Below are 14,852 nucleotides of genomic sequence, written 5' to 3' on the forward strand. Positions count from 1 at the left end.
ATGAAAGGAGTGAACATATTGGTCCGGCTTAAAAAGGATTATGATACGACAAGGAATTCGGTCTATGAATCACAGTTACGCGGTGACATGCAAGCGGTTGAGAATGAGCTTAATAAAAACGCAACTGAATTACAGTCTCACAAGGATAGTAAAAAAGCTCATTTGTCTAGTCAGATTATGCATGGTCTATTCACGGTTGCCAACAGGATTGACAACATGTGGGCTAGATTGACAAACCTCGTTCTCAATCATGACGGAAATGATGTAAAGGAAGTTGTAGACATTCGAGTTGCAAGGGATGCATCTATTCATCCCACAGCAAAAGATAGATTAGACTATGACTTTCAATTACTTGAAGAAGAAATAGAAGCAGCTGCCGTTTCCCTGAATTTAAAGAGGTTTATTAAAAAGTACGGAAGTTTTACCGCAGGATTCAAGGCAGCTCTTAGTCTTGCAAAATTATATCCTGTGCACATTGTTGTTCCTCAAGGACAATACAAACTAATGGAGACTGCACACATCTATAAAAACACTCACTTAACCTTACAAGCTGGTGCAGTTATTAAACGCGGCTTTGTAGGTTCAATGCTTGTAAATGGTGACAAAGATGATCAAACCAAAGGCTATGAGGGGCATGGGAATTTGCTGATTGACGGTCAGGGGATGTTTGATAGCGCAGGCGATGAATATAAGGAACAGTGTTCCGTTATAGGATTTGCTCACGCAGATGGAATAGTTATCAAAGGTATTCACATACGTGATGTCTGTGGTGGACATGGATTAGATTGCGCTGGTAACAAAAACGTGTTGATTGATGATGTCAAATTCTCAGGATTTGCAGATTATAAGGGTGACAGGTGGTTTTCAGCAGCTATTCAATTAGACCTAATGAGATCATCTGAAAATTTTGGGGCGTTTGGAAGCTATGACAATACCCCTTCTGAAAATATAATCGTTCAAAGGTGCCATTTCAGTAAATCAGATAAGCTAGGCGGCTATGCACGAGCAATGGATTCACATACAAGCACAGATGGTTTTTGGTATAAAAATATCAAGTTTTTATTCAACATTGTGGAAGATACAACTGAATGGGCTATTTCAGGAAACAAGTGGGAAGATGTCTTGATTGAAGGGAACACATTTTTAAATTGTGCATCTGGTGTAAGGTTGCTACTTCCGGCCGTTACATCAAAATATACGCAAGATAAGAATGGGAATCCTACAAATCGAGTCAATAAAGTGAAAAGGCACATTGTTTCAAAAAATACTTTTATTAACGTAAAAGGCCGCCATGCCGTACAAGTTTATGGACGTAAAGGTTATCAAACAATCGAGGATGTAAAAATTAATGGAAACTTTATAGATGGCGTTAAAGTGAAACATGCTATTCATCTGTCTGATGTAGTCGGCTTCACTGTTTCAGACAATGAGTTTAATAATGTAGGACATCATGGGGTTTTATTGACTCGTTGTAAAAATGGACAAGTTGACTTAAGCATTGGAAGAAATATTGAAGGGAACGGCATTAGAGTGGAGTTTGGATGCGAAAACGTCAGCATCAACCGCACGCGACTAGATGAAGTGGGTTATTCAGGAATATCAGTTTCTGGAGACTCAAAAAATATTGATATTGATGGAGCTAATATCAACAATGCGGGAAAGCGTACTTCCTCTTCAAATCCATATTACGGGGTCATCTTGATGGATGGTGTAGAAGATTCTTCGGTTAAATTTGTAACTGTCAAAGGAAAGAAATGCAGGTATGCAATGTATTTAACTAGCAAATGTTCAAGAAATTCAGCATTTCGGAAACAGACTTAAAGGAGCTGGCGCAGAAGGTTCTTTGAAAGATAACAGCGTTGATCCAATTAAATCAATAGAAAATGTAATTTGAGTGAGGTGATAACAAATGATTCATAAGAACGGGCCGATTGAATTTGATGTAAACGCATATACCAGTTCAAGCGTATCAACCAGTATAAATTTTTGGACGCAGGATCGTCAGACAGCAAGACTCATATTCAAACTCACGAAAGATGGAGTCCCTTTGCCTCTAGCAGCTGTCACAGGAAAACTTGTATTAGTTATGTCAGATGGTAGCCGATTCATTCGAGACATAAATATTATTGATCGAGTGGAGGGGCAAGCGGAATACATCTTGTCTGATCAAGAGATTAAGCATCATGGAAATGTACAAGCTGAGCTGAATTTGTATTATGCAAATGATCAATCTATGTCCGTACATCAATTCTCTTTCCATATATCTAAGTCTCTTATAGATCAAGATATTGTGCCGATCACTGAGTATTATGTGGATGAGTTCGAGGCATTAAGAGCAAAGATAAATGAGCTTTACGAAGAATCTATACAAACGATTGATGATCTGAGGGCCAAGTTCGAGGACTTGAAAAAAATTGAAACAAAGGAAGGCGCGCAGTCTAAAGCAGATACGGCGCTTGCAGAAGCTAAAAAATATACGGATGCTCACGCGGAAACACCTGCAGGTGCAAAAGATAAAGTAGCGGCGGCACTGGAAGAGGCAAAAGAATACGTTGATCCGCACCTTGAAAATAAAAAGATTCACGTAACAGAATCAGAGAAAAGCAGTTGGAACAAGAGCCAGCTTTATAGGCTTACGCCTAATGATGGTAAAGTTGCAAGGGTTCCGAATGGTACCGACATATTTACCCTACCCACAGGTCCTTACATGGGGGCCCAGCTCCTAAATGCTCCAGTAGAAAATGATACAAGCTTTTATTACGTCAATGTGTTGGAGACGGCCTATGAACAAAATGAAGTAGTTTATAAGTGTATTATCGCTACAAGGTCTTTTGATAACATAACTTGGATCGGTACATTTCATGCCCAAGGTTTCAAAGGATGGGATCGAGTGTTATCCGAAAAAGACTTAAACAGCAGCTGGAATCAAGTAACGTTAGTCGCTGGAACAACAATAAAACAATTTGCTGGAAATCCACTTAAATTTTCAATTCGTCAAAATGAATTACTACTTAGGGGATCGTTTGAGGGAGTCCCGGTGAATGATGCAGTCATTGCCCGTTTTACTCAAAAACCGGCATCAAAAGCTGTGTTTCTCGGTGCAACGGTAGGTTCTTATGGGTCAGCTAGATTTACATTAGAGAAAGATGGTTCTTTACGCTTTGATGGGATGTCCGCTAACGATAATTCTTTTGTAAGCAGGTTTGAAATAAATGAATCTATTCCGTTGTGGTAGGAGGGAAGGGACATGCACATATATTATTATGACGAAAATTTTATGTATACAGGCGAAGATGTAATAAGTGATTACGACGAGCTACCGAAGAACGCTACGGACGTAAGACCGAAAGAGGATTTATATCTTCCTGAATATGATGCGGACAAGAAAGAGTGGATTGAATCGGCATCCGAAGAGTATATAGAGAGCATGCAGCCGAAACCGCCTTTACCTAATGATATAACCACTCTTAAAAAACAGGCGGCTTTACTCACATTGCAAGTTACGCAGCTGCAGAGAGGCGGGTCATCATGATTTATCCAACGGCGACTGACATAAAAGTCTTTTGGGATTGGGGCGTTTACACTCTTGAAATAATGAGAGAGTATGTTTCTTTAAAGGTAATCACAAAAGAAGAGTTTGAGCAGATCACTGGCGTTTCATTCGACAAGCCAGCTGCTTCTGCAGATTTAGGTTCAACAGCATCTTAACAGGTGCTTTTTATTTTGCCTTCGAAAGGAGGTGACAAACGAATGGGGGATATAAAATTGTTTATTAACTTTGAAACTTTGGATTTAGCGAAGACTTATTTATTTGGCGGTGTGAAATTTTTGGACTTGCTCTTGCTGCTAAGCGTCATCGACGTTTTAACAGGAATCATCAAAGCGTGGAAAGTCGGCAAGCTGCGCAGCCGTACAGCATGGTTTGGCTACGTAAGGAAAATGCTTAGTTTTGTTGTCGTGATTGTTGCTAACATCATTGATCAGATCATGGGACTAAATGGAGTGCTGACCTTCGGGACAGTATTGTTTTACATCGCAAACGAAGGGCTTTCTATCACAGAAAACCTTGTACAGATCGGTGTTAAAATTCCAGCTTCCATCACAGATCGACTTCACGTCATCGAGTCTGACAGCCAAAAAGAAGAAGAGGAAAAGAAAGCTGCTGAGTAATCGGCGGCTTTTTTCTATAAAAAAACAAATTAAGGAGTAGATGAACATGACAAAGAAAATTATGATTGATCCGGGACACGGCGGACACGATCCCGGCGCAGTAGCAAACGGGATGAAAGAAAAAGATCTTGTACTAACTATCGCAAAGAAAACTAAAGCGATTCTTGAAAAGGTGTACGGGGCAACGGTCAAACTCACGCGTTCAACTGACGTTTATATTGATCTGTCTCAAAGAGCTAGACTAGCAAATAATTGGGGCGCCGATTATTTTGCGTCTATCCATATCAATGCAGCTGGTGGCACAGGCTTTGAGACGTTTCGTTACGACAAATTATCTGCATCATCCAGCACAGGAAAGCAGCAAACAATTGTACACGATGCGATCTATAACAAAATCAAAGAAAAAATAGGAGACCGAGACCGCGGGACCAAGTCTAAAAACCTTGCTGTTTTAAGAGAAACAAAAATGCCAGCGATTCTGACAGAGAACCTTTTCATCGACCGTAAAGAAGATGCCGCGCTGCTGAAACAAGATTCGTTCCTAAATCTATTGGCCGAGGGACACGCAGAAGGAATTGCGGCGGCCGTCGGTTTAAAAAAGGTGTCATCGTCATCTAAAACAAGTCCTAAAAAAGAAACGACACCAAAGGGCGTTAAAATGGCCGTAGTGAAGAAGAATGCTGATGGGTGGTTATGGGTCTATGATAAGCCGAATTGGTCAGCGAAGCACAAAAAAGTAAAGCCGGGTGAAGCATTTACGATTGATAAGGTCGTAACAGTCAACGGATCAAAAATGTATAAACTGAAATCAGGTCTTTATATCACAGCTGCCACGAAATACGTTCAAGTAAAACAAAAGTAAAATGAAAAATCCCTCTCTTATGAGAGGGAAAATATCAAAATGGAAGTTCAGTATCATTCATATAAAGCGGACCCCAAGAATTGGTATCATCTTCTTCAATTCCGTATTTTGTTTTAGTACCTAGTATTTTCTCATATCTGTTAAAAAATTCAGTTGTTTCATTCCGATAAAATTGATCATTATTAGAACTGTATTTCTTGATTTTTGTATAATCATCGTTATTTACTTTAGCAATAGCATTGAAAAGTTGTTCCTTGAACCCGAAATCTTCATAAGCTTGTATAAGAGTTTTAAGATCTTCAATTTTTTGTTTATAGTGATACCCGACTACATAAATAAACTTTTTATCTATTTTATAATTATCAATAACTTCCCAACCTTCATTAATGTAATTTTTCAAATCCGAATATTGGATCTCTTTAATGTCTATATATTCGTTCATTTAACCACTCCTTTAATTCTATTTTAAAAAGGATAGCACATTTTTTGAATGCTTTGGGGAGAGTGCGATTTTTTCTAATATAATAGGAGTTTTATATTTTTGGAAAAAAGCCAGGGATCTTCCCCCATTTAATTGATTTTTGATCATATGCCATTTCTTTTAAGGATTTAAAAAAGTTTTTCGAATCATAAAAAAGGAGTTCTTTATCATCTAGATCACCAAAGTATTTTTTTGTGGTTTCAACAATGTACTCTTTAGTTGTATCTTGCGTATCAAAAACCCCATACGCAATAAATTTCACATTAGACTTTTTTATAGCATCTATAAGATGTTTATCGTATTGAGGATTTAAACCTTGGCCTAGAACGGTAATACCACCATCACTATTTAAAAGCTCTTGATAGCAATGACTTAAATAATTATTACTTTTGATTTGTGCTAATTTTTTCTCTGAATCTCCTTCTGAGACATAAATAGGAAAGTGTCCCATCTCATACTCTTTTGTAATATTATCCATTAAAATTTCTCCTGTTACTTTGATTACGTCACCGCGATCTACATAAAGATGTAATGCACCATGTAAGTAAAATAATTTAAATTGATCCTTTTTAAGGGTATCCGGTTGGAAAGAAAGCTTTCGATCATCCCTATATCCAAATCCATCCCTGATTTTCTTTTTCCCTCTCAGAGCTAGTAATGCCCAGTATGACAATAAATCGTAATTAGTTGTGAATATGTTTTTTTTGAAGATATTAAAACTCCAAGCTAATTTATCAATATCTAAGTAAGCATATTCAGGATGTATTTCTTTTACAGACATAATTAGGAGATCTTTGATAGTTTGATAACTTTCATCTAAATAATCTGTATTTTTATCAAACGTTTTATTAATTGTTTGAGCCTTGAATAGTGAATTTAAAACTTGTTCAAAGTTTGTAGTATCAAAAGCTCTAAATAATTTTTTTTCCTTTTCATCAAAAAGCCCCTTTTTTTGTAAAAAATCGTATAGACCACCGTATCTAAAATTCGAATCAAATTCTATTGAGAAGCCATTTCCTGTGAGTAAATTATCTAATATTTCAGGATGCTTTTCTGATAATGCTTTAAAATCATAAACTTCTGTCATATGAATATCCTCTTTCCTTTTTCAAAATATTTCAATCTTACATATTACTTTGTTGGCTTCACGACGATTATTTCGTTTTCTCTGTTATTAACAGCGTGAACATCTCCTGAAAGTTATCCGGTTTTTAATATGCTGATCGTATTTTTCTTATAATCTTATCGGATAAAATCTTCTTTTTTTTAAGAGAGTACTATACTATTACCATCATGTATTGGTCACTATTTAAAATTTTTGACCAAAATCATGACCAAAATTTGACCAAAAAATATTGAGAATCATAGAGGTTCTATTTCAAATTTAAAATAATATAACAATAAAAAAACCTTTGTTTTCAAGGGTTTAGAGTGTTGCATATACTGTATGGGAACGCGATCAGTATATGTCTCAGTATTAATAATAAAAACCCCTTGGAGCCATTGGCTTCAGGGGGTTTTTATTTTTGTGGGTGTTTCTAATATTTCAAAATGAAGAAGCCGCCACCCACAATTCACCCACAAAAAAAGATAAAAAAATCACTCCATTATCTTGGAGATATACTCTTCATACTTATTCATTGAATCAAGGTCAATTTTTTTGCTGATATGAGAATAAATATCAGATGTTACTCTAATGCTTTTGTGGCCCAGTCGCTCTTGAACATATTTCATAGATGTCCCAGATTCTAAAAGTAAAACAGTGTGTGTATGTCGAAGGGCATGGATAGGCATTTTTGGTAGGCCTGCTTGTTTAAGTATACGTTCAAATGCATTGAATAAAGATGATTTCGTAAGTAGAGAACCATCTTTCCGTGAGAATACTAAATTCAAGTCATGCAATTAGTAAGGTTCCTTAGTGCTCTTCAGGGCAAATTCATTATAACCACATTGGGGGCATGAAGCGGATGAAACCAACTGAAATTAAAGTCTTTGAAACAACGATTCAAAACGCAAATGAAGCAGATAATGTCCGCATAATCGTGATTGACGGCAACGAAGGAACTGCACAAATCACAGACGCGCCTGAACACGGAAAAACAATCATTCAAACTGCTAAAGGTCATTTTGTGAGAGTTGACCATGAAATAGGATACAAGATCAAATAATTGGAGGCTGAGAGTTATAACGTATTAAGAAGAAAGTTCGATAAGTTAAGGTAAAACAGAAATTTTAAATACAATGTGTATTTATTTAAAAATTAATGTGAATATTTCATTGTGAAATGAGGACAATACTTATGAATTTATCACAGGAGGGATTTGCATGGAATATCCATTTAAAAATCTTGTTTTTGAGGGAGGAGGAGTTAAAGGAATAGCCTATGTAAGGGTTTTGGGAATTTTGGAAAATCATAAAATTTTAGACAATGTTGAGCGAGTTGGAGGGACCTCTGCTGGAGCTATTGTTGCAATGTTGGTGAGTCTAGGTTATAGCTCAGCAGAATTAGAAAAGAGTCTTAGGGAGATGGATTTAGAACAATTTATGGACTCTGATTTTGGAGTTGTTAGAGATACATTTAGATTGATAACAGATGATCATGGTTGGTATAAAGGTAGAAAATTTATGAAATGGATTGAAAGTCGCATAGAAGAAAAAGGGATAGACAAAAACGTAACATTTAAAGAGATACAGGACAATCCTAAATTTAAAAACATTTACATTCAAGGAACTAATCTGTCAACTTACAGGACTGAGACATTTTCTGCTGAAGATCCTAAATTTGCTGATATGAAAATAAAAGATGCTGTCAGAATATCTATGTCAATACCTATATTTTTTGCTGCAGTCAAATTGAATGGATGTTTTTATGTAGACGGCGGACTCCTTTCTAACTATCCGGTAAGACTTTTTGACAGAGAACAATATGTAGAAACAGAACATTCTGAGGAAACTGAATTATACAAAGAAATAAATGTATCTTTGCAAATTGAAGCATATAAAGAAATGAATTCATCTTCACTTAGTTTAGAAAGCAGTTTTATTCCAGGAAAGTACGTTTATAACAAAGAAACGTTAGGATTCAGATTAGACTCAAAAAATGACATAGAAATTTTCTCGGGATTAGCGCTCCCAAAAGAACATGAAATTAACACATTCTTTGATTTTATCTGGAGCTTAGTGTCGACGATCATGGAACAGCAAGCTAACCAACAATTGATTGGTGATGATATGGACCGAACAGTTTTTGTGGACACTGGTAATGTCTCTTCAATTAATTTTTCAATATCTACTGATGAACAAAATGAGTTAATTAAATCAGGAAAAAAGAGCTGCGAAGAATATCTGAGTAAATATAAGAATCCCGAAACAAATTTAAGAAATAGTGTCTGATAAGATTTTTATTATATGGAAGATGTTCTGTTATCAATCTGACAGACCATCTAATTAAAACACAGTTGGTGTAGCATCTAAATAATAATTTTTAAAAAGAGAAAGAGCCCCGTGGTTCATTCAACGGGAAGTATGGTGTCTTAGCATTCAGAGCTATCAGAAATAAGCGTTCAGTCTGGACCGTTGCAACCAAGCCAACCAAAGACGCTCACTTTGCAACATATCCAGTGGAAGTGATAGAGCCATGTGTATTAGCTGGCTGCCCTGTAGATGGCATTGTTTTGGATCCATTCATGGGTCAGGAACCACAGGTATAGCAGCGCTCAAGCATAGTAGAAATTTCATGGGAATTGAATTGAACCCTGAATATATAAAGATCGCAAACAAACGCTTAAACGGCGTGCAAATTGAACTGTTGCATCATCTATAAAAAGCCTAGCGGCTTAGGAGGAAAAATTAATAAATCTTTATCAGAAATTAAAGAAGTTCTAATTGGATGTAAAAGTACACAATTTATAATTTCTTCTTTTTTAGAGCCATCACGAGGAATTAATTGTATAATTATATTTCTTATAAATAACATTAAAGGATGGTTCGATTTTTGGAAACTAAGTATACAATAACTTTATTAGCTGCTATTTTAGGAGCAATATTAGGTCAGTTATTATCACATTTTTTTACTCATCGGCGAGAACAAATAAAGCTTGAAAAAGAAGTGTATCTTAATCTTGTTGCTCCATACTTAAACGATGTGATTTTTTATATTAATAGCGAAACTATAACTAGACGCGAACACGATGTTGATCACAGAATAGACATTGTACAAGTTATTAATAATATAAATGAAAATATTAAGTATGGAAATTCGGAGTTGTTTCTTGCAATATTCCATTATCAAGAATCAAGGATATACTTTGATGGAAGTGGATTTCATAAACAGAGAGGAGAACTAGAATTTTTATTCTGGTATTTAAATTTTGTTTTACATGAGGGGATAAAAGGTATTGGATATGAAAGTGAAGATACTTTTAAATTGATATCTGTTATAAGAAGTACTCAAATTAAGTGCGGGTTTTGGTATTTAATGTGTAGACATATTGGATTTGACGAGTCGAGATATGCAACAGCAGTTTTATATGAGAATTTGTCTGATCCTTTTTCATATTACACAAATGCTGATGTAACTAAAATGATAAAAAATAAAGAGGAATTGTCAGAGTATAAAATATTATTTAATGATGTTTACAAAAATATAAAAGTTCAAGATATTTCTTATGATTTATTCGGAAAATGATATATTCAGTCCAAGACGGAGAGCCTGCGGACACTGATCAACTCCTTTTACGGGTGCAGGTTGGTGTCCGTTTTTTATTTGTCTGAACGGAGGATGAGCATGAAGAAGGAGAAACCAAAAAAACAGCTAGCCGCAGAAGCTCACTGACAGAGAACTTATGGGGCAAAACATGCAGCGTTTAAAAAGAGCCAAAGGCGAGGCATGCAAGCGCAAACAGGAGGAAACCATGAACGAATTGATTCTTGAGTATAAACGAGCGTTGAAAGATACAAAAAGAAGATATGAGCAGATGGAAGAAACTGATCCAAGCCGTAAGATTTTCAGCGCAATGATAAATGATCTTGAGTACGTGATGAAATGGTTGTCCACTGGTAGGCAGCCGGAAGCAAAACGAGCGATTGACCGAAGATCAGTTTATCAACGCACTGTGTTTGCTTCACCAAAAGTCTTGAAGCTTTAGCGAATCAATACAACTTCCCGAAAGAGTCACCGCGCACAGTGAGTGATGAAGATGAGTACGTCTTATCTACCCTTACACAAAAGCAAAAGGAAAGGAAATGTATCTCTCACATGTTGCTGACGGCAATTCACTAGATAAGATTGCAAGTCTCATGGGAGTTAGTAAAGGAACAGTTCGAAAAACTGTAGATAGAGCAAAGAAAAAGATTGCTATTCAACTAGATTTAATACGATCGAAGGGAGCATGAACCATGAACAAAAAAGAGATTGAAGGACTCATTCACAATTATCACTCGATGGCGAAAGAGGTTCAACGGCTCCAGCGTGTTTTTATGGTACTGACATTCCTATGCGAAGTTGGGGTGTGTCGCAATACGGCATCGAGGCAACCTTACCAAAAGGGAGCAAAGGAAAAAGCCAAGCTGAATTACGTGACATGGATATGAGGGAAGACAGATTGTTTAAACGTCTTTGGAAATTCGAGGAACGTGTATATGCAAAAGAGGCAGCAGCAAGCAAAATAGAAGGAGAAAAGCACAAGGTGGTCTATGACTGCATGATGGAGGGTATGAGTTATCGAGCCATTGGTCTTCACTTGGGCCTGTCTCGTGAAAAGGTCCGCCAGATGAAAGATAATATCATCGACCAATTATGCCAGTATAGCCACTTTGTGCACTTGTTGAAAGACGAAAAATCCGTAGTGTAAAATGGAAGGCAGGACGGAGAGGCATAATTTTCCCGCGTCTCCACAAATTAATATATTTTCACTTGCTCTTGCGAGTTTGGGATTCGTTCGACAAATTTTGCGAACACCACAATTTTATCAAACTTCTCCGATATTAATGTTGAGGAGTGAGTGAAAATTGAGTAAAAAGAAGAAAACCACAACTAATAATAAGCAAAAGAGCGAGCGAAAGAACGAGCAATTAAAGGAATTAGAAGATGTGATCTACACATATCCAGAGAAAGACTTGATTGCTTATTTTAAGGAGATATTCATATTCGGTAAAAAGAAGGAGCATTATCAAAGGAATTTGTCTTTACTTCACAGCCTAGATATTGATTCTATAGATTTTGCAATAGCTAGGTTTTATCATATGGACAACAGTCTAGATCCTGTTAGAAGAAATTTAATGGCAGTGATCCCTTTATTCGTTGCATATCTTACTATTGCTTTTAATGTCAATGTGATTAAATGGATAGGTTTTGGATTTGTGACCATATCAGTTTTAGCTGTATTGAGACAATTGGATAAAGACAGAAAGAATAGAATTGTTACAGGTTACATGTTAAAAACATTTGAGCAAGTAAAGGCAAGAAAAGAAAAGGATGAAAAGTGATTTTCGTTCGACAAATTCTGCGAATAGTTCCATGTGCTCACTTTCTGCCGATATATAAAGGTAGGGGGTGAAATAACAAATGGAAACGAAACTATATTACGATTACTGTGTTCATAAAATAAAAGGTTCACTAGACGATAAAGGTCCTCTAGCTGAACTTGAAAAAAATCTGAAACTTCAAGGTGAAGATGGCTATAGACTCATTAATGCTATACCTCAAGTTTATGAAGGTAGTACAGAGTCAACAATACTAATATTTGAATTAGAATATGAAGACAAGGCCTAAGTTGAGTTTTCAAAAAGCATCCTGCGGGGTGCTTTTTTTGTTCCCTGTAAACTGCTTCCGATAGTTCTTTACACCAAGCATCGGCTTAAAGGTAGAGTGCGGCGGCAGTTTAGAGGAAATAAAAATCCCAAAACAAACACGAATTAGAAGGAGATGGCAGGTGAATGTAAATGGAATCGAAGCACATTCAGGCGGAGAAAGATTACGTCAAAGGTATGAAATACAAGGACCTTGCCGAGAAAAACGGGGTGTCGATCAACACCATAAAATCGTGGAAAAAGCGGCATGGTTGGGAAAGAAAAAAGGGTGCACACAAAAAAGGTGGTCAACCCGGTAATGTTAACGCGCTAGGTAATAGCGGGGGCGCAGCACCAATACGTAATCAAAACGCAAAGACACACGGCTTATACTCAAAGCACATGCCAGCTGAAGCGTTTGAAATCATGCAGGACATTCTGCCAGTTTATTTACTTTGGGAGCAAATTCAAATTCAATTCACAGCCATTGTGCGGGCACAGAAAAAACAAAGACGAAATGAGCAAAGAGCTGAAAAAGAAAAAATCAGTCGTTTCAGATTCTACCGATATTGAGGAAGAAGAATACGAGTTTCAATCCAATTGAAGCGAAGCCAAAGGCATCAACTAGCTTTCTTGATACGGTTCTTCAAAAGTCTGCGGGTACTAACAATTGAATTGGGATCTATCCTCAAAGACCTTAGGGATGAACTAGAGGAGATCCGCAAATGAGAAAGATTGATCAGCTGATAAAAAACATCAATACCTTTGTGCAAAAAGCAGAGGAAGATGAGGTCAAAGAACTTGAAGCAGCTGTAGCAGATTTCCCTGAGCTGAAAGACATTCCCTCTTTGGTAGAAGAATACGAGAAAACCATCGCTAGATTGTTCAGATTGCAACGCAGGACATTTTTGAACGCTCTGAATGTTTTATATCCAAGGACGATTCGGAGACGTTAGAATCCATTCTGGCGTTTTTTAATAATGATCTATTCACTTCAGATGAGTTTGCAGAGCTATTTGGAAAAGAAACGGCTGTCTTTCTAACACTGACCGTCACGCAGCTGGCCGAGAAAATCATGAATTCCATCGATGCAGATATTCCATTCAAGGTGCTTTCTGAGAAAACTGAACAGTGGATTGAATCATGGTCACAGGAATTGGCGCAGCTGATGCAGCTGAATACTCATACAGTCATTGAACAAACGTTGAAAGAGGGCATCAAAGATGGCCGCTCTATCCAGGAGATTGAACTGGAGCTGAAGGACCTTCCTGAATTCAGCCGGAAACGCGCACGTGTAACAGCCATTACAGAGGTGTTGACCGCTTCTTCCGTCGCTCAACATGAATCATATGTCCAATCCCCGGCAGTAACGGGGAAGAAGTGGAAGCACAGCGGAGGGAAAAAGAATCAGTCGAGGGATAGTCATGTGCAGCTGGATGGAACCATCATTCCTTTGGATGAGGAATTCGAGATACCAGGAAGCGGAGAGCGGTGCATGTTTCCGAGAGATACACAGCTCACGCCAAAAGAGAGAGTAAATTGTCACTGTGCGGTTGGCCCTGTGGTTGACCCAGTCATTTTGGGTTTGTCACCTGAGGAAAAAGAAGAGATTAGAAGAAAAAATTTGAAACAAATCCTCCCTTCTTTCGTATAAAAAGAAAAGGGGAGAGATTAATGCAGCTTATTCTTAGTATTTTAAAAGATTATGGAGTAATTATAGGATCTATCTTAACAGTATCTCTTACGTCTATATTGCTATCTCAACGAAATGAAATTAAAAAGAATCGGAAAATTATAGCTGAAAGTCTTACAGGTTCTAGTGGTACGCTTTATATTTCTATGAAAAATATTTTAAATAGAAGTAAAGTATCTGATCTATCAAGAGAGTTAAAAGAGTTTTTTGAGAAAAATGCGAGCGATCACGAATCTATTGTTAAGTTGAAAGACAAACGTATAATAAGACAATTTCTTGAATTAGAGGAGCAATATTATGATTATGTGTTGAATGAAAGTAGTGAAAAGCTAGATAAATTAATGATAAATTTTGTTTATTTAAAAAACGAAATAGAAAAAATATTTTTTGCGGAGCACAGAGTCATTAATAAGGATATAAACTGGCATTTAATCGTTGAAAAAACAGAGAATATTTGGTTTAGATTGTTTTTGAAATTCTATAAATTTATAAACCACACAGTTACTTTCTCAGTTGTTTTAACTGGCTTTCTGGTTTTTTTATCATTAATTGATAAGCTGTTTAACTATCATGTCTATGACGGAATATCTAAATACGCTATAAATGGCTTTATCTTTAGTATTGTGTTGTATTTTCCTGTTTTGCTTATTCAGTTATTCATCTACCTTAATGATCCAGAAAATTCGAATCGGATAAATATATTCTATAAAGAAATAATTCCTAAAAAATTAGGTCAGAATAATACTCTTTTTAGATGGTTAGCAGGAGGCGATGCAAAAAAAGTGGATAAAATAAAAGCTTTAAAGGAATACGAAGAAAAATACAAGGGACAATTTACAACGAAAGGAGGTGAATGA

Annotated in this window: 15 protein-coding genes and 5 pseudogenes; 17 read left to right on the top strand and 3 right to left on the bottom strand. The window is 36.6% G+C overall.

The annotated features are described in order from the left end of the window. The 6 genes from MHB66_RS08750 (at window position 1) to MHB66_RS08775 (ending at window position 5,032) form a co-directional block, all read left to right on the top strand. Window positions 1-1,821: a right-handed parallel beta-helix repeat-containing protein gene (locus MHB66_RS08750; RefSeq protein ID WP_235362310.1), complete on the top strand. Its 1,821-nt coding sequence runs from the start codon at window positions 1-3 to the stop codon at window positions 1,819-1,821. A gap of 88 nt (window positions 1,822-1,909) precedes the next feature. Further along, window positions 1,910-3,235 (top strand): phage baseplate upper protein, encoded by a 1,326-nt coding sequence (locus MHB66_RS08755; RefSeq protein WP_046311137.1) that lies wholly within the window; start codon window positions 1,910-1,912, stop codon window positions 3,233-3,235. Between the two features lie 12 nt (window positions 3,236-3,247). Further along, window positions 3,248-3,532: a hypothetical protein gene (locus MHB66_RS08760; RefSeq protein ID WP_046311140.1), complete on the top strand. Its 285-nt coding sequence runs from the start codon at window positions 3,248-3,250 to the stop codon at window positions 3,530-3,532. After that, on the top strand, window positions 3,529-3,708 hold the full coding sequence (locus MHB66_RS08765) for an XkdX family protein (protein WP_046311142.1): 180 nt from the start codon (window positions 3,529-3,531) through the stop codon (window positions 3,706-3,708). The genes MHB66_RS08760 and MHB66_RS08765 overlap by 4 nt, the downstream gene beginning before the upstream one ends. A 42-nt stretch (window positions 3,709-3,750) precedes the next feature. Next, window positions 3,751-4,170 (top strand): phage holin family protein, encoded by a 420-nt coding sequence (locus MHB66_RS08770; protein WP_046311144.1) that lies wholly within the window; start codon window positions 3,751-3,753, stop codon window positions 4,168-4,170. A 46-nt stretch (window positions 4,171-4,216) separates the two neighbouring features. Then, entirely contained in the window at window positions 4,217-5,032 is an 816-nt protein-coding gene (locus MHB66_RS08775; protein ID WP_046311146.1) for an N-acetylmuramoyl-L-alanine amidase, read from the top strand. Between the two features lie 34 nt (window positions 5,033-5,066). Here the strand turns inward: MHB66_RS08775 and MHB66_RS08780 are convergent, their stop codons facing one another. The 3 genes and pseudogenes from MHB66_RS08780 to MHB66_RS08790 form a co-directional block, all read right to left on the bottom strand. Next, window positions 5,067-5,474: a hypothetical protein gene (locus MHB66_RS08780; RefSeq protein WP_046311148.1), complete on the bottom strand. Its 408-nt coding sequence runs from the start codon at window positions 5,472-5,474 to the stop codon at window positions 5,067-5,069. 91 nt (window positions 5,475-5,565) lie between these two features. Next, entirely contained in the window at window positions 5,566-6,600 is a 1,035-nt protein-coding gene (locus tag MHB66_RS08785) for a DUF4917 family protein (protein WP_052712395.1), read from the bottom strand. A gap of 512 nt (window positions 6,601-7,112) precedes the next feature. Next, window positions 7,113-7,412, bottom strand: a pseudogene (locus tag MHB66_RS08790) (tyrosine-type recombinase/integrase); the annotation flags it as partial. A gap of 68 nt (window positions 7,413-7,480) precedes the next feature. Between MHB66_RS08790 and MHB66_RS08795 the strand changes: the two are divergent. The 11 genes and pseudogenes from MHB66_RS08795 (at window position 7,481) to MHB66_RS08845 (ending at window position 14,852) form a co-directional block, all read left to right on the top strand. Further along, window positions 7,481-7,681: an XtrA/YqaO family protein gene (locus MHB66_RS08795; RefSeq protein ID WP_080943449.1), complete on the top strand. Its 201-nt coding sequence runs from the start codon at window positions 7,481-7,483 to the stop codon at window positions 7,679-7,681. Window positions 7,682-7,838: 157 nt separating this feature from the next. Then, entirely contained in the window at window positions 7,839-8,906 is a 1,068-nt protein-coding gene (locus MHB66_RS08800) for a patatin-like phospholipase family protein (protein ID WP_046311153.1), read from the top strand. Between the two features lie 95 nt (window positions 8,907-9,001). Next, window positions 9,002-9,336, top strand: a pseudogene (locus MHB66_RS08805) (site-specific DNA-methyltransferase); the annotation flags it as partial. A 171-nt stretch (window positions 9,337-9,507) separates the two neighbouring features. After that, complete coding sequence (locus tag MHB66_RS08810) at window positions 9,508-10,200, top strand: hypothetical protein (protein WP_046311156.1); 693 nt, start codon at window positions 9,508-9,510, stop codon at window positions 10,198-10,200. A 226-nt stretch (window positions 10,201-10,426) separates the two neighbouring features. Further along, window positions 10,427-10,660 (top strand): hypothetical protein, encoded by a 234-nt coding sequence (locus MHB66_RS08815; protein ID WP_160295325.1) that lies wholly within the window; start codon window positions 10,427-10,429, stop codon window positions 10,658-10,660. A gap of 250 nt (window positions 10,661-10,910) precedes the next feature. Then, window positions 10,911-11,365 (top strand): annotated as a pseudogene (locus MHB66_RS08820) (sigma-70 family RNA polymerase sigma factor). Window positions 11,366-11,522: 157 nt separating this feature from the next. Beyond that, on the top strand, window positions 11,523-11,999 hold the full coding sequence (locus MHB66_RS08825; protein WP_052712398.1) for a hypothetical protein: 477 nt from the start codon (window positions 11,523-11,525) through the stop codon (window positions 11,997-11,999). A 79-nt stretch (window positions 12,000-12,078) separates the two neighbouring features. Continuing rightward, the gene (locus tag MHB66_RS08830) at window positions 12,079-12,285 is read left to right on the top strand and encodes a hypothetical protein (protein ID WP_012010059.1); all 207 of its coding nucleotides are present in this window, start codon (window positions 12,079-12,081) and stop codon (window positions 12,283-12,285) included. A gap of 170 nt (window positions 12,286-12,455) precedes the next feature. Next, window positions 12,456-12,894, top strand: a pseudogene (locus MHB66_RS08835) (hypothetical protein); the annotation flags it as partial. Between the two features lie 133 nt (window positions 12,895-13,027). After that, window positions 13,028-13,956: pseudogene (locus tag MHB66_RS08840) on the top strand (phage minor head protein). A 20-nt stretch (window positions 13,957-13,976) separates the two neighbouring features. Continuing rightward, a complete protein-coding gene (locus MHB66_RS08845; RefSeq protein ID WP_046311161.1) occupies window positions 13,977-14,852 on the top strand; it encodes a hypothetical protein in 876 nt (291 codons plus the stop codon).

It is taken from the genome of Bacillus sp. FSL L8-0167, assembly GCF_038630295.1.
GTDB lineage: Bacteria > Bacillota > Bacilli > Bacillales > Bacillaceae > Bacillus > Bacillus safensis.

Excerpts from the sequence above, each read along its gene's own strand:
- MHB66_RS08815 (WP_160295325.1), top strand. The coding sequence starts at position 10,427 with ATGAACGAATTGATTCTTGAGTATAAACGAGCGTTGAAAGATACAAAA.
- MHB66_RS08750 (WP_235362310.1), top strand. The coding sequence starts at position 1 with ATGAAAGGAGTGAACATATTGGTCCGGCTTAAAAAGGATTATGATACG.
- MHB66_RS08775 (WP_046311146.1), top strand. The coding sequence starts at position 4,217 with ATGACAAAGAAAATTATGATTGATCCGGGACACGGCGGACACGATCCC.
- MHB66_RS08845 (WP_046311161.1), top strand. The coding sequence starts at position 13,977 with ATGCAGCTTATTCTTAGTATTTTAAAAGATTATGGAGTAATTATAGGA.
- MHB66_RS08830 (WP_012010059.1), top strand. The coding sequence starts at position 12,079 with ATGGAAACGAAACTATATTACGATTACTGTGTTCATAAAATAAAAGGT.
- MHB66_RS08780 (WP_046311148.1), bottom strand. The coding sequence starts at position 5,474 with ATGAACGAATATATAGACATTAAAGAGATCCAATATTCGGATTTGAAA.
- MHB66_RS08800 (WP_046311153.1), top strand. The coding sequence starts at position 7,839 with ATGGAATATCCATTTAAAAATCTTGTTTTTGAGGGAGGAGGAGTTAAA.
- MHB66_RS08755 (WP_046311137.1), top strand. The coding sequence starts at position 1,910 with ATGATTCATAAGAACGGGCCGATTGAATTTGATGTAAACGCATATACC.
- MHB66_RS08760 (WP_046311140.1), top strand. The coding sequence starts at position 3,248 with ATGCACATATATTATTATGACGAAAATTTTATGTATACAGGCGAAGAT.
- MHB66_RS08785 (WP_052712395.1), bottom strand. The coding sequence starts at position 6,600 with ATGACAGAAGTTTATGATTTTAAAGCATTATCAGAAAAGCATCCTGAA.
- MHB66_RS08765 (WP_046311142.1), top strand. The coding sequence starts at position 3,529 with ATGATTTATCCAACGGCGACTGACATAAAAGTCTTTTGGGATTGGGGC.
- MHB66_RS08770 (WP_046311144.1), top strand. The coding sequence starts at position 3,751 with ATGGGGGATATAAAATTGTTTATTAACTTTGAAACTTTGGATTTAGCG.
- MHB66_RS08795 (WP_080943449.1), top strand. The coding sequence starts at position 7,481 with ATGAAACCAACTGAAATTAAAGTCTTTGAAACAACGATTCAAAACGCA.